Consider the following 17,536-nt stretch of genomic DNA (forward strand, 5'->3'; position numbering starts at 1 on the left):
CGCGCCGGGCCTGCTGAAAAAGGGGGGCGCGGATTATAGCGGAAATCGCTCAAGGTTTAACCAGTTAATATGCACCGCTTGTGCAACGCACCAAAACGGGTCATTAGCGCCAATTAACGCTACATTGCAGTGCGCTATTTATTACGTTTTGGCGGATTGCACCGTTATAGGGGCCATTTTGAGGCAAAACGGCCATGTTGGCGCACTGGCATGCAATTTGCTCTCTTGTGAGGCAGGTTGCCATGGCGGAGTATCCGCGCCGGCATCACCCACATTCTAAGGGCTAACTCCACTACCCAGCCCGAAGCCACCCGGAGGACACCATGTCGAAGTCGGTTCAACTCATCAAAGATCATGACGTTAAATGGATTGATCTGCGCTTCACGGACACCAAAGGCACTCAGCACCACGTGACCATGCCGGCTCGCGACGCGCTGGATGACGCTTTCTTCGAAGAAGGCAAAATGTTCGACGGCTCCTCCATTGCTGGCTGGAAAGGCATCGAAGCTTCCGACATGATCCTGATGCCGGACGACAGCACTGCCGTGCTCGACCCGTTCACCGAAGACCCAACCCTGATCATCGTCTGCGACGTGATCGAGCCTTCGACCATGCAAGGCTACGACCGCGACCCACGTGCGATCGCCAAGCGTGCCGAGGAATACCTGAAGTCCACCGGTATCGGTGACACCGTATTCGTTGGTCCTGAGCCAGAGTTCTTCATCTTTGACTCGGTCAAGTTCAAGTCCGATATCTCCGGTTCCATGTTCAAGATCTTCTCCGAACAGGGTTCGTGGATGTCCGACCAAGACATCGAAGGCGGCAACAAGGGCCACCGTCCGGGCATCAAAGGTGGCTACTTCCCAGTTCCGCCGTTCGACCACGACCACGAAATCCGTACCTCCATGTGCAACGCCATGGAAGAGATGGGCCTGGTCATCGAAGTTCACCACCACGAAGTGGCCACTGCCGGCCAGAACGAAATCGGTGTGAAGTTCAACACCCTGGTCGCCAAGGCTGACGAAGTACAAACCCTGAAGTACTGCGTACACAACGTGGCGGATGCCTACGGCCGTACCGCGACCTTCATGCCTAAGCCGCTGTATGGCGATAACGGTTCGGGTATGCACGTTCACCTGTCCATCGCCAAAGAAGGCAAGAACACCTTCGCTGGCGAAGGTTATGCCGGCCTGTCCGACACTGCCCTGTACTTCATCGGCGGCATCATCAAGCACGGTAAGGCCCTGAACGGCTTCACCAACCCGTCGACCAACTCCTACAAGCGTCTGGTGCCAGGTTTCGAAGCGCCGGTAATGCTGGCCTACTCGGCCCGCAACCGTTCCGCCTCGATCCGTATTCCTTACGTGTCCAGCCCTCGCGCTCGCCGTATCGAAGCGCGTTTCCCGGACCCAGCGGCCAACCCATACCTGGCCTTCGCTGCGCTGGTCATGGCTGGCCTGGACGGCATCCAGAACAAGATCCACCCAGGCGATGCCGCCGACAAGAACTTGTACGACCTGCCGCCTGAAGAGGCCAAAGAGATCCCACAAGTGTGCGGCAGCCTGAAAGAAGCCCTGGAAGAGCTGGACAAGGGCCGTGCGTTCCTGACCAAGGGCGGCGTATTCAGCGACGACTTCATCGATGCCTACATCGAGCTGAAAAGCGAAGAAGAAATCAAGGTTCGCACCTTCGTACACCCACTGGAATACGAGCTGTACTACAGCTGCTGATCCGGTAGCGCTGCTTAACGTGGCGTGATGAAAAAGACCTCCTCCGGGAGGTCTTTTTTTGCCTGGGAGTTATGCAGCTTCAAATCTGCAAACTCAATCAAAAAGGTGGGAGGGGGCTTGCTCCCGATGGCAGAGTGTCAGGCAATATGTGTGTTACTGACACACAGCCATCGGGAGCAAGCCCCCTCCCACAAGGAGATCTGCGTTGAAACATAAATTCGTGTTCGCCCTGCTGTTCGTCAGCGCCGGTGTTTACGCCGCCCCACCTACCTTGGAGCCACTGCTCAACAGCATCGCCGAACGCCTGGAGATTGCCGATCAGGTGGCCTTGAGCAAATGGGACAGCCACAAGCCCGTCGAAGACAAAAAACGCGAGCAGGAAGTGATCGCCAGCGTCGTCGCCCAAGCCCCGAGCTACAAGCTTGACCCTGCCGCCGCCGAGCAGTTTTTCTCGGCACAGATCGAGGCGAACAAACTGGTGCAATACACCCACCTGTCCGACTGGCAGTTCCAGGGCAAGGCGCCTGACGATCCGCGCCCGGACCTGGTCAAGCAGATTCGCCCGCAGCTGGATCAACTGCAAAAGCGCCTGCTTGAGCAATTGGCCGCTTTCACCCCGCAGCGCACCGACCCGCAGTGTCCGCAGTGGCTGGCCGAGGCCGTGCACGAACCGCTGAACGATCCGCTGCGCCAACTGGCAATGATCCGCGCCACCGCCGAACTCTGCATCTATAAAGGTTAATGACTGCAAGCCCCCTCCCACATTTGGGCTGTATGCATTCAGGGCCATCTCTGGCAGCTTCCTGAACAACCTTCACAAAACCGCACTATATTGGTGCGATAGGTTGCACCCTCACTCCAGCCACAGCCCATTTTGGTTCGAATCTTCCCGTTCAAGCTGGCAGAACGCCACAGTTTCGCGCCACAAACGCCTATTTCAGGGCTTTAACGCTTCTTTTCGGAGCCTTGGTTTGGTTTTTGCATTTTCCTCGTATCAGCGTGTGCCTCAAGCCCGCGCCTTGCTCCAAAAGAGGTCCCGATGACCATCAGCGATGCACTGCACCGTTTGTTACTCGACAACCTGACCACCGCGACCATCCTGCTCAATGCCGACCTGCGCCTTGAGTACATGAACCCGGCGGCGGAGATGCTCCTGGCCATCAGCGGCCAGCGCAGCCATGGGCAGTTCATCAGCGAGTTGTTCACCGAGTCGGCCGAAGCCTTGAGCTCGTTGCGCCAGGCGGTGGAGCAGGCGCACCCGTTCACCAAGCGCGAAGCGATGCTCACGGCCCTCACCGGCCAGACCCTGACCGTCGACTACGCCGTGACCCCGATCCTGAGCAACGGCGCCACCCTGCTATTGCTCGAAGTGCATCCTCGCGACCGATTGCTGCGCATCACCAAGGAAGAGGCGCAACTGTCCAAGCAGGAAACCAGCAAGATGCTAGTGCGTGGCCTGGCACATGAGATCAAGAACCCCCTGGGCGGCATTCGCGGTGCTGCGCAGTTGCTGGCCCGGGAGCTGCCGGAGGAGCACCTCAAGGACTACACCAACGTCATCATCGAAGAGGCCGACCGTCTGCGTAACCTGGTGGACCGCATGCTCGGCTCCAACAAATTGCCGTCCCTGGCGTTGACCAACGTGCACGAGGTGCTGGAGCGCGTCTGCCAGTTGGTCGAGGCCGAGAGCCAGGGCTGCATCACCCTGGTACGCGACTACGACCCAAGCATTCCCGACGTATTGATCGACCGCGAGCAGATGATCCAGGCGGTGCTCAATATCGTGCGCAACGCCATGCAGGCCATCAGCAGCCAGAACGAGCTGCGCCTGGGCCGCATCAGCCTGCGCACCCGCGCCCTGCGCCAGTTCACCATCGGCCATGTGCGTCATCGCCTGGTGACCAAGGTCGAGATCATCGACAACGGCCCGGGCATCCCCGCCGAACTGCAGGAAACCATTTTCTTTCCCATGGTCAGCGGCCGCCCGGACGGTACCGGGCTGGGCCTGGCCATTACCCAGAACATCATCAGCCAGCATCAGGGCCTGATCGAATGTGAAAGCCATCCCGGCCACACCACGTTCTCGATCTTCCTGCCATTGGAACAAGGAGCCCCCACGACATGAGCCGTAGTGAAACTGTCTGGATCGTCGATGACGACCGTTCTATCCGCTGGGTTCTGGAGAAAGCCTTGCAACAGGAAGGCATGACCACCCAGAGCTTCGACAGCGCCGACGGCGTGATGAGCCGCCTGGCGCGCCAGCAGCCGGACGTGATCATCTCTGACATCCGCATGCCCGGCGCCAGTGGCCTGGACTTGCTCGCACGCATCCGCGAGCAGCACCCGCGCCTGCCAGTGATCATCATGACTGCTCACTCGGACCTGGACAGCGCTGTCGCGTCCTACCAAGGCGGCGCCTTTGAGTACCTGCCCAAGCCATTCGACGTGGATGAGGCCGTAGCGCTGGTCAAGCGTGCCAACCAGCACGCCCAGGAACAACAGAACCAGGAGGCCCCGCCCACCCTGACCCGCACCCCGGAAATCATCGGTGAAGCGCCGGCGATGCAGGAGGTTTTTCGCGCCATCGGGCGCTTGAGCCACTCCAACATCACCGTGCTGATCAACGGCGAGTCAGGTACCGGCAAAGAGCTGGTGGCTCATGCTCTGCACCGCCACAGCCCACGGGCGGCCTCGCCGTTTATCGCGCTGAACATGGCGGCGATCCCCAAGGACTTGATGGAGTCAGAGCTGTTCGGTCATGAGAAAGGTGCGTTCACCGGCGCCGCCAACCTGCGGCGCGGGCGTTTTGAACAGGCCGACGGCGGTACGCTGTTCCTCGATGAAATCGGTGATATGCCGGCCGATACCCAAACCCGCTTGCTGCGGGTATTGGCGGACGGTGAGTTCTATCGCGTCGGCGGGCATACGCCGGTCAAGGTCGATGTGCGCATCATTGCCGCCACCCACCAGAACCTGGAAACCCTGGTACACGCGGGCAAATTCCGTGAGGACTTGTTCCATCGCCTCAATGTGATCCGTATCCATATCCCACGCATGTCGGACCGCCGCGAAGACATTCCCACCCTCGCCCGCCACTTCCTCAGCCGCGCCGCCCTGGAGCTGGCCGTAGAGCCGAAGCTGCTGAAAAGCGAGACCGAGGAATACCTCAAGAACCTGCCGTGGCCCGGCAATGTGCGCCAACTGGAAAACACCTGCCGCTGGATTACCGTGATGGCGTCCGGGCGCGAAGTGCATATCAGCGACCTGCCGCCTGAGTTGCTGAGCCTGCCCCAGGATTCGGCCCCTGTGACCAACTGGGAACAGGCCTTGCGCCAATGGGCCGACCAGGCCCTGGCCCGCGGCCAGTCGAACCTGCTGGACAGCGCCGTGCCAGCGTTCGAGCGGATCATGATCGAGACCGCCCTCAAGCACACCGCCGGTCGCCGTCGCGACGCGGCAGTGTTGCTCGGTTGGGGACGCAATACCCTGACGCGCAAGATCAAGGAGCTGGGGATGAAGGTGGATGGCGGGGACGACGACGAAAGCGATGACGCCTGATCACACCTCCCAGATCCACTGGAAAGTCTAATGTGGGAGGGGGCTTGCTCCCGATGGCGGTGGGTCAGCTACAGAGTTGCTGACTGATACACCGCTATCGGGAGCAAGCCCCCTCCCACATTTGGATCTCTACAAGGCCGCAGGATTGTGCACCGCTTCGATGCACCATGAACCGGCATCGGGCAGACCTTTCAAAGATGAAACAACCGAACAGCCCGGAAAATATTGAGCTGCAAAAACACCAAAGCCCCGTAATCCGGGGCTTTTGGCTTTCTGAAGACATTATTTGGCACAAATCGACGACTCTGGCACGCGCCCTGCAACAACCCCAGTACTACCCAGTTTCGGGGACCTTGGTACAGGCAGGCCGAGAATCCCCTCTTTTATACGGAGCCTTTGGGCTTCACGCTTTTGGGAGCCCTGGTACAGGCAGGCCGGGAACTCCCTCTTTTATTGCTCTTGGAGATGGACCTCCAGCCGCCAGCGGTCATCGACCTGCTCGCCTTTCCATTCCCCTCGCAATGGCCGCGCCGCCACCAGGTTCAGCAGCAAACCGCCGTCGGTCTTGCGCACGCGCCAGTTGACATCCTTGTCATTGACCTTAAGTTGCCCGCCGGCAGGCTTGCCCAGTGCGTCGAACAGCAGCGCCACGGTGCCATCGATATGTTCGCCATGCAGCTTGGGCTCGCTGTTGAACCACACCACCACACCGTCGACCGCAGGCCTTACCTCCAGTAGCTCAACCGGGTCCGGGGTGGTCAGGCGACCAATCATCAGGCCAATCATCAAGCCGACAATCGCCAACGAACCCAAGACCCGCGGCAATAGCTTCGGCCTGGGGTCGTCTTCAGGGGTAGAATGCAGCGCATCTTTGCCTTCGGAGCCGTGCATGTTTCACGTCATCCTTTTTCAACCAGAAATTCCGCCGAATACCGGCAACGTTATCAGGCTGTGCGCCAACAGTGGCTGCCACCTGCATTTGATCGAGCCGCTGGGCTTTGACATGGACGACAAGCGCCTACGCCGCGCCGGGCTGGACTACCACGAGTACGCCACCCTCCAGCGCCATGCCGACCTGGCCAGCTGCCTGGAAAGCCTGGGCCATCCACGGCTGTTTGCGTTCACCACCAAGGGCTCACGGCCGTTTCATGATGCCAGCTTTGCCGAAGGCGACGCCTTCCTGTTCGGCCCGGAAAGCCGTGGCCTGCCGGCCGACGTGCTCGACGCCCTGCCCGACGGCCACCGCCTGCGCTTGCCGATGCGCGAAGGCTGCCGCAGCCTGAATCTGTCCAACACCGTGGCCGTCGCCGTCTACGAAGGCTGGCGCCAACTCGGTTTCAAATAACACGCAAAACAAATGTGGGAGGGGGCTTGCCCCCGATGGCGGAGTGTCAGTCGACATCTAAGTGACTGTTCCACCGCTATCGGGAGCAAGCCCCCTCCCACATTGAGTGCTGCGTCGGGTTCGAGATTACTGAACCGTCGGCGCGCCTTCCTGTTGCATGCGCTGCAGTTCTTGGGCGTACAAAGCATCAAAGTTCACCGGAGCCAGCATCAGCGCCGGGAACGAGCCACGGGTGACCAGGCTGTCCAGCGTCTCGCGAGCATACGGGAACAGGATATTCGGGCAGAACGCACCCAGGGTGTGGCTCATGGACGCTTCGTCCAGGCCCTGGATCAGGAAGATACCGGCCTGTTGCACTTCAGCGATGAAGGCTACTTCTTCGCCATTCTTAACGGTAACCGACAGGGTCAGCACGACTTCGTGGAAGTCACCTTCCAGGGCTTTCTGACGGGTGTTCAGGTCCAGCGCAACGCTTGGGGTCCACTCCTGGCGGAAGATGGCCGGGCTTTTCGGCGCTTCGAACGACAGGTCACGCACGTAGATGCGCTGCAGCGAAAACTGTGGGCCTTGGGTTTCTGCTGCTTCGGTGTTCTGTTGGTCAGTCATCGCAGATCCTTCTCTATCTTGGGGTCTTTAAGGGGTTAGGAGTCAGACGAGCAGCAGCGCGTCGAGTTTACCGGCGCGCTCCAGGGCGAACAGGTCATCGCAACCACCGATGTGCGTGGCGCCGATCCAGATCTGCGGGACCGACGTGCGGCCGGCCTTCTGGGCCATTTCGGCGCGCACCTGGGGCTTGCCATCGACCTTGATCTCTTCGAAGGCCACCTTCTTGCTTTGGAGCAACTGCTTGGCTCGAATGCAATAAGGGCAATAATCGCTGGAATACACGACAACCTGGCTCATATCACTTCACCAGCGGCAGGTTATCGCCACGCCAGCTGCTGATACCACCCGACAGCTTGGCGGCGGTAAAGCCGGTCTTGAGCATCTCGCGGGCGTGGGTGCCGGAGTGCTGGCCTTGGGCGTCGACCAGGATGATAGTCTTGGCCTTGTATTTTTCCAGCTCGGCCAAGCGTGCGATCAGCTTGTCCTGCGGGATGTTAAGGGCACCGACGATATGGCCGGCGGCATAATCCTTGGCCGGGCGAATATCGACGACAACGGCCTCATCCTTGTTGACCAGCGCGGTCAGCTCCGACGTGCTCAGGCTGCGACCACCGCGGCTCAGTTCATGAGCGATCAGCAGCGCCAGCAGGATGACGAAGGCACCCACGAGCAGGTAGTGGGCAGTGGCAAATGCAATCAGGTGATCAACCATCAAGGAGGTTCCAGGGCGTTAAAATGGCGGTAAGTATACACAGGCGCCAGGGGCGGCCAACCCCCGTAAAGCGGTGACGTGGTTGGAACTTCGCTTTAAACTGCCACTCCCTTTTCAATTGTCTTCCTTTATTACCGCCGCGAGAGGATCTATGACTACTACGCCTAAACCTTTGGTCCTGATAATTCTCGATGGCTTCGGACACAGTGAAAGCCACCACGACAACGCCGTGTACTCGGCCAACAAGCCGGTACTGGATCGCCTGGCCGCCACCGTCCCCAACGGTTTGATCTCAGGTTCCGGCATGGACGTGGGCCTGCCGGACGGCCAGATGGGCAACTCGGAAGTCGGCCACATGAACCTCGGCGCCGGACGAGTGGTATACCAGGACTTCACCCGTGTCACCAAAGCGATCCGCGATGGCGAGTTCTTCGAGAACCCGACCATCTGCGCCGCGGTCGATAAAGCCGTCGCCGCCGGCAAGGCCGTGCACTTCATGGGCCTGCTCTCCGACGGCGGCGTACACAGCCATCAGGACCACCTGGTGGCCATGGCTGAACTAGCCTTCAAGCGCGGGGCTGACAAGATCTACCTGCACGCCTTCCTCGACGGTCGCGACACCCCGCCGAAAAGCGCGCAATCGTCCATCGAACTGCTCGACACCACCTTCGCCGCCCTCGGCAAGGGCCGCATCGCCAGCCTGGTGGGCCGTTACTTCGCCATGGACCGCGACAACCGCTGGGACCGCGTGTCCCAGGCCTACAACCTGATCGTCGACGGCCAGGCCGAATTCCATGCCGCCACCGCCCAGGAAGGCCTGGAAGCCGCTTACGCCCGTGGCGAAAGCGACGAGTTCGTCAAGGCCACTACCATCGGCGAACCGGTGAAGGTCGAAGATGGCGATGCCGTGGTGTTCATGAACTTCCGCGCCGACCGTGCCCGCGAGCTGAGCCATGTGTTTGTCGATGAGGGTTTCAAGGACTTCGAGCGCGCACGCCAGCCGAAAGTCGAGTTCGTCATGCTTACCCAATACGCCGCCAACATCCCGGCGCCGTCGGCTTTCGCCCCCGGCAGCCTGGAAAACGTGCTGGGCGACTATTTGGCGAAGAACGGCAAGACCCAACTGCGCATCGCCGAGACCGAGAAATACGCCCACGTGACCTTTTTCTTCTCCGGTGGCCGCGAAGAGCCGTTCCCGGGCGAAGAGCGCATCCTGATCCCGTCGCCAAAAGTCGCCACCTACGACCTGCAGCCGGAAATGAGCGCGCCGGAAGTTACCGACAAGATCGTCGATGCCATCGACAACCAGCGTTACGACGTGATCGTGGTCAACTACGCCAACGGCGACATGGTCGGCCATAGTGGCAACCTGGAAGCGGCGGTAAAGGCTGTTGAATGCCTGGACCTGTGTGTTGGCCGCATTGTCGACGCCCTGGAAAAAGTCGGCGGCGAAGCGTTGATTACCGCCGACCATGGCAACTGCGAGCAGATGTCCGACGAATCCACCGGCCAGGCGCATACCGCCCACACGACCGAGCCGGTGCCGTTCATCTATGTCGGCAAACGTGACCTGAAAGTGCGTGAAGGTGGCGTGCTGGCGGATGTGGCGCCGACCATGCTGATGCTGATGGGGCTGGAGAAGCCTGAAGAGATGACTGGGACCTCGATCCTGGTCTGATTTCGACATCACCACAAAACAGTGTTAGAGGGGGCTTGCTCCCGATAGCGGTGTATCAGTCAGCTTATAAGTAGCTGACCCACCGCAATCGGGAGCAAGCCCCCTCCCACATTAGCTTTGCAGCGTTTGGTAGATATCTTTTTGCCATACCACTGCCACTCGGCACCTATCTTGCCCGCAAGCCCCAATTGGGCGTTTTTTTTGCAGCGCTTGGCGGGCATACTAGGCCGTCCCTTTCCCTGGTGTCGCCCGCCTCTATGCTTCGCGCCTTGATAACCCTCGCTCTTGTCTGCCTGCTCCAACCGGCCTTTGCCGATGAGCGTGCACAAACCCAACAACAACTGGACGCTACGCGTCAGGACATTGCCGAGCTGAAAAAGCTGCTGGGCAAGCTCCAGGAAGAAAAATCCGGCGTGCAGAAAGACCTGCGCGGCACGGAAACCGAAATGGGCAAGCTCGAGAAGCAGGTCCAGGAGTTGCAAAAAGAATTAAAGAAGAGCGAGTCGGAACTGGAGCGACTCGACGCTGAGAAAAAAAAACTCCAGAGCGCACGCGTTGAACAGCAACGCCTGATCGCGATCCAGGCCCGTGCCGCGTACCAGAGCGGCCGCCAGGAATACCTCAAGTTGCTGCTCAACCAGCAGAACCCGGAAAAATTCGCCCGCACCCTCACGTATTACGATTACCTGAGCCAGGCGCGCCTGGCGCAATTGAAGGGTTTTAACGAAACCCTGCGCCAGTTGGCCAACGTCGAACAGGAAATTGCCGACCAGCAGTCACAACTGCTCGACCAGAAAAGCGCCCTGGATACCCAGCGCGACCAGTTGGACAAGGTACGCAAGGAACGCCAGCAAGCGCTGGCCAAGCTCAACAACGACGTGAAAGCCCGCGACGCCAAGCTCCAGGCACGCGAGCAGGACCAGGCCGACCTGGCCAAAGTGCTCAAGACCATCGAAGAAACCCTGGCCCGCCAGGCACGCGAGGCCGAAGAGGCGCGGCAAAAAGCGCTGATCGCCCAGCAGGAAGCGGAAAAAAAGCGCCAGCGTGAGGCCGAACTGGCCGCCAGCAGCGACGCGCCAGCACCGCGCAAACCGGCACGCGCAGCCCCTGGCCCGCTGGTGTCCAGCAGCGGCGAGTCGTTCGGCGGCCCTTTTGCATCAGCCCGGGGCAAACTTCCATGGCCAGTTGATGGTCGACTACTGGCACGCTTCGGTGAAACCCGTGGCGATGACACCCGCGCCAAGTGGGATGGGGTGATGATCAGCGCCTCGGCCGGCAGCCAGGTCCATGCCGTCCACGGTGGGCGCGTGGTGTTTGCCGATTGGCTGCGGGGCGCCGGCTTGCTGGTGATTCTCGACCACGGCAATGGCTATTTGAGCCTTTACGGCCACAATCAGACATTACTCAAGTCGGCAGGTGATGTTGTAAAAGCCGGTGAATCCATCTCCACTGTCGGTACCAGTGGCGGCCAGGACACCCCGGCGCTGTACTTCGCTATTCGTCAGCAGGGTCGCCCGAGCGATCCTGCACAATGGTGCAGATCCCAAGGATAGGGTCGCATCTACATTAGGAGTTCGTTCGACATGCTGCATTTGTCCCGCCTCACTTCGTTGGCCTTGACGATCGCCCTGGTGATCGGCGCGCCCCTGGCTTTCGCCGACCAGACCGCACCGGCTGCACCCGCCGCCATGGCCGCGACCACCAAGGCGCCATTGCCGCTGGACGAGCTGCGCACCTTTGCCGAGGTCATGGACCGGATCAAGGCCGCTTATGTCGAACCCGTAGACGACAAGACCCTGCTGGAAAACGCCATCAAGGGCATGCTCAGCAACCTCGACCCGCACTCAGCCTACCTGGGCCCGGAAGATTTCGCTGAACTACAGGAAAGCACCAGCGGTGAGTTCGGCGGCCTGGGCATCGAAGTGGGCTCCGAGGACGGCCAGATCAAGGTGGTCTCGCCCATCGACGATACCCCGGCGTCCAAGGCCGGCATCCAGGCCGGCGACCTGATCGTGAAGATCAACGGCCAGCCGACCCGCGGCCAGAGCATGACCGAGGCCGTCGACAAGATGCGCGGCAAGCTCGGCCAGAAAATCACCCTGACCCTGGTACGGGACGGCGGCAACCCGTTTGACGTGACCCTGGCCCGCGCGACCATCACGGTCAAGAGCGTCAAGAGCCAATTGCTGGAGTCTGGCTACGGCTATATCCGCATCACCCAGTTCCAGGTCAAGACCGGCGATGAAGTGGCCAAGGCCCTGGCCAAGCTGCGCAAGGACAACGGCAAGAAACTCAACGGCATCGTGCTCGACCTGCGTAACAACCCAGGCGGCGTGTTGCAATCGGCGGTGGAAGTGGTCGACCACTTCATTACCAAGGGCCTGATTGTCTACACCAAGGGTCGTATCGCCAACTCCGAACTGCGCTTCTCGGCCACCGGCAACGACCTGAGCGAGAACGTGCCGCTGGCGGTACTGATCAACGGCGGCAGCGCCTCGGCCTCGGAAATCGTCGCCGGCGCCTTGCAGGATCAGAAGCGCGGCGTCCTGATGGGCACCACCACCTTCGGCAAGGGCTCGGTGCAAACCGTGTTGCCGCTGAACAATGAGCGGGCGCTGAAGATCACCACGGCGCTGTACTACACGCCGAACGGCCGCTCGATCCAGGCCCAGGGCATCGTGCCGGACATCGAAGTGCGCAAGGCCAAGATCACCAACGAGATCGACAGCGAGTACTACAAAGAGGCCGACCTGCAAGGTCACCTGGGCAATGGCAACGGCGGCGCCGACCAGCCGACCGGCAGCGGCGCCAAAGCCAAGCCGATGCCGCAGGACGATGACTATCAGTTGGCCCAGGCGCTGAGCCTGCTCAAGGGCCTGAGCATCACCCGCAGCCGTTGATCATGCGTTTTTTCCTGATCATCGCTGTGCTGTGCAGCCTGGCCGGGGTCGCTCAAGCGACCTCGGCCAGCGAGCCACACAAAGCCTACCTGACCCTCATCATCGACGACCTCGGGCAAAACCTGACCCGGGATCGTCGTGTGCTGGCCCTGCCTGGGCCGGTAACCACCGCGATCATGCCCGACACGCCCCACGCCGCCGAATTCGCCCGCGAGGCCCACAAGGCCGGCAAGATCGTGATCCTGCACATGCCCATGGACCCGGCCACCGGGCCCTTCGCCTGGCACCCCGAACTGCCGGTGGAAGAACTCGGCAAGCGCCTGGACGCTGCATTCAAGGCCGTGCCCTATACCGCCGGTATCAACAACCATATGGGCAGCCGCATGACGGCGCAGCCGCAGGCGATGGCATGGTTGATGGCCGAGCTGCAGCGACGTCACAAGTTCTTCGTAGACAGCCGTACCAGCGCGCAAACCGTCGCCGCCGCCGAGGCGCAGAAGATTGGCCTGGCGCATGTTTCGCGGGATGTGTTCCTCGATGACGAACGCACCGAGGCGGCGATTACCACCCAACTGCAAACCGCAATCAAGCTGGCGCATAAGCAGGGGTCGGCGGTGATGATCGGGCACCCTTACCCACAGACCCTGGCGGTGCTGGAGCGCGAACTGCCCAAGCTCAAGGCCCAGGGCGTGGAGTGGATCGATATCAAGTTGATGATCAGTGTGCGCAGTAATCGGGCTATGGCCGGGCACGGCAAAGACGGCATTTACCGCTAAATGAAGGTTGCGAAGATCCAATGTGGGAGGGGCGGTGCGACGATTCGACTTGCTCCCGATGCGGTGGGCCAGCCCCGAATGTATTGACTGACACTCCGCCATCGGGAGCAAGCCCCCTCCCACATTTTTGACCGCGTTTATTCTGCTGATTCCCCTGCGCTGCAAGGGAACTGCCAGCTTTAGAGGTAACGCGCCATGATTTCCTCTACACGACCGCTCTTGCGTAACTCATCCAGCGCCGCCTGGAGCTTGGCGACCACCTCATCAGGCACGTTCTTGTTCAACGCAAGATAGAGCTGCGCGCTGTTGAACCGCAACACGGTCTTGAGCCCTGTCACGCCAACCTGACGCGCCAGGTAACGGCCAGCGGGATCGCCGGTGGCCCACAGGTCGATCTGGCCGTCCATGAGTTTTTGCGCATTGTCCTGGTCGCGCAGGGCGACAATCGGATTGAGCCCCTGTTTTCCCAATGTTTCGGCAATCGCATCGCCCTTGTAAGCGCCTATTTTGTAGCGGCGGGCATGCTCAAGGTCGTTGAGCTGGATCTTGCTGTCGGCCTTGGCCAGTAACACCCAATCATCCGGGCCGATGGGGCCTACCCATTTGAACAAGGCTTCACGGTCAGGCAGCCGCGCCATCACAAATACACCGTAGCCGGGCTTTTCCAGGGCGAGCTTGTAGATTCGCTCCCAAGGAAAACGTAGGGTGAGGTTGTAGGAAATACCGGCGCGCTTGAAGGTCTCGCGCACGATGTCCACGGCGATGCCTTCGATGTTCTCGTCCTTGGCGAAGTTCTTGCCGTTTTTCGCCATGTTGTAGGGCGGGAAATTTTCCGTCAGCAGCACCAGGGAAGTGTCAGACGATTCATCGGCGTGTGCCGTAGCCACCATGAGCATGGAGGAACTGGCGAGGGCGAGCAGCAGGTGTTTGAACATGAAGGCTACCGGAATCCATGGCAAGCGCAGAGAGTGCCGCGAGCCTGCCATGGTGTCCAGCAGCGTTTAGCGTACGACGATACCGCGTGCTGCCATATAGGCCTTGGCCTCGGGTACGGTGTATTCGCCAAAGTGGAAAATACTCGCCGCCAGTACGGCGCTGGCGTGGCCTTCGAGCACACCGTCGGCCAGGTGCTGCAGGTTGCCCACGCCACCGGAGGCGATCACCGGAATGCCCAAGGCGTCGCTGATGGCGCGGGTTACCCCCAGGTCGAAACCGTTTTTCATGCCGTCCTGGTCCATGCTGGTCAGCAGGATTTCACCGGCGCCCAGGCCTTCCATCTTCATCGCCCACTCCACCGCGTCCAGCCCGGTAGGCTTGCGCCCGCCGTGAGTGAAGATCTCCCAGCGCGGGGTTTCGCCCGGGCCGGAAACCTTCTTGGCGTCGATGGCGACGACGATGCATTGCGAACCGAAGTGCTGCGCGGCTTCGCCGACGAACTCAGGGTTGAACACCGCGGCGGTATTGATCGAGACCTTGTCCGCGCCAGCATTGAGCAGGTTGCGGATGTCTTGCACGGTGCGCACGCCACCGCCCACGGTCAGCGGGATAAACACCTGGCTGGCCATGCGCTCGACGGTATGCAAGGTGGTGTCGCGGCCATCGACGCTGGCGGTGATGTCGAGAAAGGTAATCTCGTCGGCACCTTGCTCATCGTAGCGACGGGCGATTTCCACCGGGTCGCCGGCATCGCGGATGTTCTCGAACTTGACACCCTTGACCACGCGACCGTTGTCGACGTCCAGGCAAGGGATGATGCGTTTGGCCAGCGCCATGGTCAGTCCTCAGCCGTTGTAGGCGTCGCAGTAAGCCTGGGCTTGCGCAACGTCCAGGGTGCCTTCGTAAATCGCTCGGCCAGTGATGGCGCCGATGATGCCAGGCGCCTTGGCGTCCAGCAGCGACTTGATGTCACCCAGGTTGTGAATGCCGCCAGAAGCGATCACCGGAATCTTCGTGGCCGCTGCCAAGGCTGCGGTGAACGGCACGTTGCAGCCCTGCATCATGCCGTCTTTGGCGATATCGGTATAAACGATGGCGGACACGCCGTCGGCTTCGAACTGCTTGGCCAGGTCGATCACCTGCACGGTGCTGATTTCAGCCCAGCCGTCGGTGGCCACGAAACCGTCTTTCGCATCCAGGCCGACGATAACCTTGCCCGGGAATGCCCGGCAGGCTTCGGCGACGAAGGCTGGGTCTTTCACCGCCTTGGTGCCGATGATCACGTAGCTCACGCCGGCTTTCACGTAGTGCTCGATGGTCTCCAGGGAACGGATACCGCCGCCGATCTGGATTGGCAGGTTCGGGTAGCGCTTGGCGATCGCGGTGACCACCTCGCCATTGACCGGCTGGCCTTCGAAGGCACCGTTCAAGTCCACCAGGTGCAGGCGACGGCAGCCCCCTTCCACCCATTTGGCGGCCATGCTCACCGGGTCATCGGAGAACACCGTGGAATCTTCCATGCGGCCCTGGCGCAAACGTACACAGGCGCCGTCCTTGAGATCGATAGCGGGGATAATCAGCATCTGGCAAACCTTATTCGATATTCAGCAATGCTTGGGAAATCAGGGTTTCTCAAGCGACCACAAGTCGCTTTCGATGCTTTCGAACCTTTCTTTGAGGAGCGTCTGCGTATCGAAAATCGCCCTGTTGTAATAATGCGGCGCCACTTCGGTGGTGAACAACTCAAGAATCTCGGCGACCTCGAACGAACCCAGCTTGAGCTCGAAGCGGTCCTCCATGAACCGCTTGATCTTGTCGGTGGCCGCACGCTCCTGTTCGGGCGTGAGGTTCAAGATCGGCGGTTTCGGTTTCTTGGCCATTTACCAGCGACCGTCCCACGCGGCGAAGTTCTGCAGCAATTGCAGGCCATGGGTATGGCTCTTCTCCGGGTGGAATTGCACGGCAAAGCGCGAACCGTCGGCCAGGGCTGCGGCGAAATCAACGCCGTAGTGTCCACCCCCCACCACCTGGCGCGGGTCACCGGCGGCGATGTAATAGCTGTGCACGAAGTAGAAGCGCGCCATGTCCGGGATCTCATGCCACAGCGGGTGGTCGACGGTGCGGCGCACTTCGTTCCAGCCCATGTGCGGGACTTTCAAATGTTCGCCGTCTTCATGCAGGCCCTTGCCGAAGAACTTCACCTGGCCCGGAAACAGGCCGATGCAGTCGACGCCGTCGTTCTCTTCGCTGCTGTCGAGCAAGGCTTGCATGCCCACGCAGATACCGAGGAACGGACGGTCCTGGCTGACCTCGCGTACCAGGCTGTCAAAGCCCAGGCGGCGGATCTCGGCCATGCAATCGCGAATCGCGCCAACACCGGGGAACACCACACGGTCGGCTTCGCGAATCACGTTGGCATCGCTGGTGATCAGCACCTTGCCGGCGCCTACGTGCTCGAGGGCCTTGGCCACCGAGTGCAGGTTGCCCATGCCGTAGTCGATAACCGCGACCGTCTGCATTACAGGACGCCCTTGGTCGACGGCATTTGCCCGCCCATGCGCTCATCGACTTCCACAGCCATGCGCAACGCGCGGCCGAAAGCCTTGAACACGGTTTCGATCTGGTGGTGGGTGTTGGTGCCGCGCAGGTTGTCGATGTGCAGGCTGACCAGTGCATGGTTGACGAAGCCCTGGAAGAATTCCTGGAACAGGTCGACGTCAAAGCCGCGGCCCACGTTGGCGCGGGTGTAGGGCACGTGCATCTGCAGGCCTGGACGGCCGGAGAAGTCGATGACCACACGCGACAGCGCTTCGTCCAAAGGCACATAGGCATGGCCGTAGCGACGGATGCCTTTCTTGTCGCCGATGGCCTTGGCAAAGGCCTGGCCGAGGGTGATGCCCACGTCTTCCACCATGTGGTGGTCGTCGATGTGCAGGTCGCCCTTGCCGACGATATCCAGGTCGATCAGCCCATGACGGGCGATCTGGTCCAGCATGTGCTCAAGAAAAGGTACACCGATATCAAATCGGGCCTTTCCGGTGCCATCCAGGTTGATCGAGGCTTTGATCTGGGTTTCCAGAGTGTCGCGCTCGACAGACGCCTTACGTTCGGCCATCACCAGCTCCGCAAAATCATTGGGCGAAAAAGGCAGCCATTATAGGGGCGCGGGCGCTAAACAGAAACATCGGAGGGGATAAGACTGATGGAGTGTCGGGGATAGACATGTGCGTACAGGTGCGGACCCACTTATGAAAACTCCGCGCATCCAATGTGGGAGGGGGCTTGCCCCCTCCCA

The 17,536-nt window shown here is 60.6% G+C and carries 19 protein-coding genes; 9 read left to right on the forward strand and 10 right to left on the reverse strand.

What is annotated here, in order from left to right; genetic code table 11:
* Window positions 1-323 precede the first annotated feature (323 nt).
* The 4 genes from glnA to ntrC all read left to right on the forward strand — a co-directional run bounded on the left by glnA (window position 324) and on the right by ntrC (window position 5,288).
* The gene (gene glnA, locus ASD70_RS19250; RefSeq protein ID WP_034117297.1) at window positions 324-1,730 is read left to right on the forward strand and encodes a glutamate--ammonia ligase; all 1,407 of its coding nucleotides are present in this window, start codon (window positions 324-326) and stop codon (window positions 1,728-1,730) included.
* A gap of 205 nt (window positions 1,731-1,935) precedes the next feature.
* Window positions 1,936-2,472, forward strand: coding sequence for a chorismate mutase (locus ASD70_RS19255; protein WP_046070513.1), 537 nt, complete (start codon window positions 1,936-1,938; stop codon window positions 2,470-2,472).
* Window positions 2,473-2,769: 297 nt separating this feature from the next.
* On the forward strand, window positions 2,770-3,855 hold the full coding sequence (gene glnL, locus ASD70_RS19260; RefSeq protein WP_046070512.1) for a nitrogen regulation protein NR(II): 1,086 nt from the start codon (window positions 2,770-2,772) through the stop codon (window positions 3,853-3,855).
* Window positions 3,852-5,288 (forward strand): nitrogen regulation protein NR(I), encoded by a 1,437-nt coding sequence (ntrC, locus tag ASD70_RS19265; protein ID WP_046070511.1) that lies wholly within the window; start codon window positions 3,852-3,854, stop codon window positions 5,286-5,288. The genes glnL and ntrC overlap by 4 nt, the downstream gene beginning before the upstream one ends.
* Window positions 5,289-5,738: 450 nt before the next feature.
* On the opposite strand, the gene ASD70_RS19270 is transcribed toward ntrC, so the two are convergent.
* A complete protein-coding gene (locus ASD70_RS19270) occupies window positions 5,739-6,179 on the reverse strand; it encodes a hypothetical protein (protein WP_056847180.1) in 441 nt (146 codons plus the stop codon).
* Here ASD70_RS19270 and ASD70_RS19275 point away from each other — a divergent pair.
* Window positions 6,178-6,633, forward strand: coding sequence for a tRNA (cytidine(34)-2'-O)-methyltransferase (locus tag ASD70_RS19275; RefSeq protein ID WP_046070509.1), 456 nt, complete (start codon window positions 6,178-6,180; stop codon window positions 6,631-6,633). The two genes, ASD70_RS19270 and ASD70_RS19275, sit on opposite strands and share 2 nt — an antisense overlap.
* Before the next feature lie 126 nt (window positions 6,634-6,759).
* Here the strand turns inward: ASD70_RS19275 and secB are convergent, their stop codons facing one another.
* Genes secB through ASD70_RS19290 form a run of 3 tightly spaced genes read right to left on the reverse strand, consistent with a single transcriptional unit; the run spans window position 6,760 to window position 7,951 of the window.
* The gene (gene secB, locus ASD70_RS19280) at window positions 6,760-7,239 is read right to left on the reverse strand and encodes a protein-export chaperone SecB (RefSeq protein ID WP_043047290.1); all 480 of its coding nucleotides are present in this window, start codon (window positions 7,237-7,239) and stop codon (window positions 6,760-6,762) included.
* Window positions 7,240-7,281: 42 nt separating this feature from the next.
* Window positions 7,282-7,536 (reverse strand): glutaredoxin 3, encoded by a 255-nt coding sequence (gene grxC, locus ASD70_RS19285; RefSeq protein WP_043047291.1) that lies wholly within the window; start codon window positions 7,534-7,536, stop codon window positions 7,282-7,284.
* 1 nt (window position 7,537) lies between these two features.
* Window positions 7,538-7,951 (reverse strand): rhodanese-like domain-containing protein, encoded by a 414-nt coding sequence (locus ASD70_RS19290; RefSeq protein WP_003187796.1) that lies wholly within the window; start codon window positions 7,949-7,951, stop codon window positions 7,538-7,540.
* A gap of 151 nt (window positions 7,952-8,102) precedes the next feature.
* Between ASD70_RS19290 and gpmI the strand changes: the two genes are divergently transcribed.
* From gpmI to ASD70_RS19310, 4 genes are all read left to right on the forward strand, one after another.
* Window positions 8,103-9,629 (forward strand): 2,3-bisphosphoglycerate-independent phosphoglycerate mutase, encoded by a 1,527-nt coding sequence (gene gpmI / locus ASD70_RS19295; RefSeq protein WP_056847181.1) that lies wholly within the window; start codon window positions 8,103-8,105, stop codon window positions 9,627-9,629.
* 257 nt (window positions 9,630-9,886) lie between these two features.
* Entirely contained in the window at window positions 9,887-11,182 is a 1,296-nt protein-coding gene (locus tag ASD70_RS19300; RefSeq protein WP_046070507.1) for a murein hydrolase activator EnvC family protein, read from the forward strand.
* Window positions 11,183-11,212: 30 nt separating this feature from the next.
* Window positions 11,213-12,529 carry a S41 family peptidase gene (locus ASD70_RS19305; protein WP_046070506.1) on the forward strand — a complete coding sequence of 439 codons (1,317 nt, stop codon included), beginning with the start codon at window positions 11,213-11,215 and terminating at the stop codon, window positions 12,527-12,529.
* Between the two features lie 2 nt (window positions 12,530-12,531).
* Window positions 12,532-13,305, forward strand: a complete 774-nt coding sequence (locus ASD70_RS19310) for a divergent polysaccharide deacetylase family protein (protein ID WP_046070505.1) — start codon at window positions 12,532-12,534, stop codon at window positions 13,303-13,305.
* A gap of 179 nt (window positions 13,306-13,484) precedes the next feature.
* Here ASD70_RS19310 and ASD70_RS19315 read toward each other — a convergent pair whose 3' ends face one another.
* The 6 genes from ASD70_RS19315 to hisB form a co-directional block, all read right to left on the reverse strand.
* Entirely contained in the window at window positions 13,485-14,240 is a 756-nt protein-coding gene (locus ASD70_RS19315; RefSeq protein WP_046070504.1) for a substrate-binding periplasmic protein, read from the reverse strand.
* Window positions 14,241-14,306: 66 nt separating this feature from the next.
* Window positions 14,307-15,077 (reverse strand): imidazole glycerol phosphate synthase subunit HisF, encoded by a 771-nt coding sequence (hisF, locus tag ASD70_RS19320; RefSeq protein ID WP_003187786.1) that lies wholly within the window; start codon window positions 15,075-15,077, stop codon window positions 14,307-14,309.
* 9 nt (window positions 15,078-15,086) lie between these two features.
* Entirely contained in the window at window positions 15,087-15,824 is a 738-nt protein-coding gene (hisA, locus tag ASD70_RS19325) for a 1-(5-phosphoribosyl)-5-[(5-phosphoribosylamino)methylideneamino]imidazole-4-carboxamide isomerase (protein WP_046070503.1), read from the reverse strand.
* Between the two features lie 39 nt (window positions 15,825-15,863).
* Complete coding sequence (locus ASD70_RS19330; protein WP_043047297.1) at window positions 15,864-16,121, reverse strand: DUF2164 domain-containing protein; 258 nt, start codon at window positions 16,119-16,121, stop codon at window positions 15,864-15,866.
* Window positions 16,122-16,760 (reverse strand): imidazole glycerol phosphate synthase subunit HisH, encoded by a 639-nt coding sequence (gene hisH, locus ASD70_RS19335; protein WP_043047298.1) that lies wholly within the window; start codon window positions 16,758-16,760, stop codon window positions 16,122-16,124.
* Window positions 16,760-17,356 carry an imidazoleglycerol-phosphate dehydratase HisB gene (gene hisB, locus ASD70_RS19340; protein ID WP_003187781.1) on the reverse strand — a complete coding sequence of 199 codons (597 nt, stop codon included), beginning with the start codon at window positions 17,354-17,356 and terminating at the stop codon, window positions 16,760-16,762. Before hisB ends, hisH begins: the two co-directional genes overlap by 1 nt.
* Window positions 17,357-17,536: the final 180 nt, after the last annotated feature.

Origin of the sequence: Pseudomonas sp. Root569 (assembly GCF_001427465.1) — a bacterium.
In the GTDB taxonomy this organism is placed as follows: domain Bacteria; phylum Pseudomonadota; class Gammaproteobacteria; order Pseudomonadales; family Pseudomonadaceae; genus Aquipseudomonas; species Aquipseudomonas synxantha.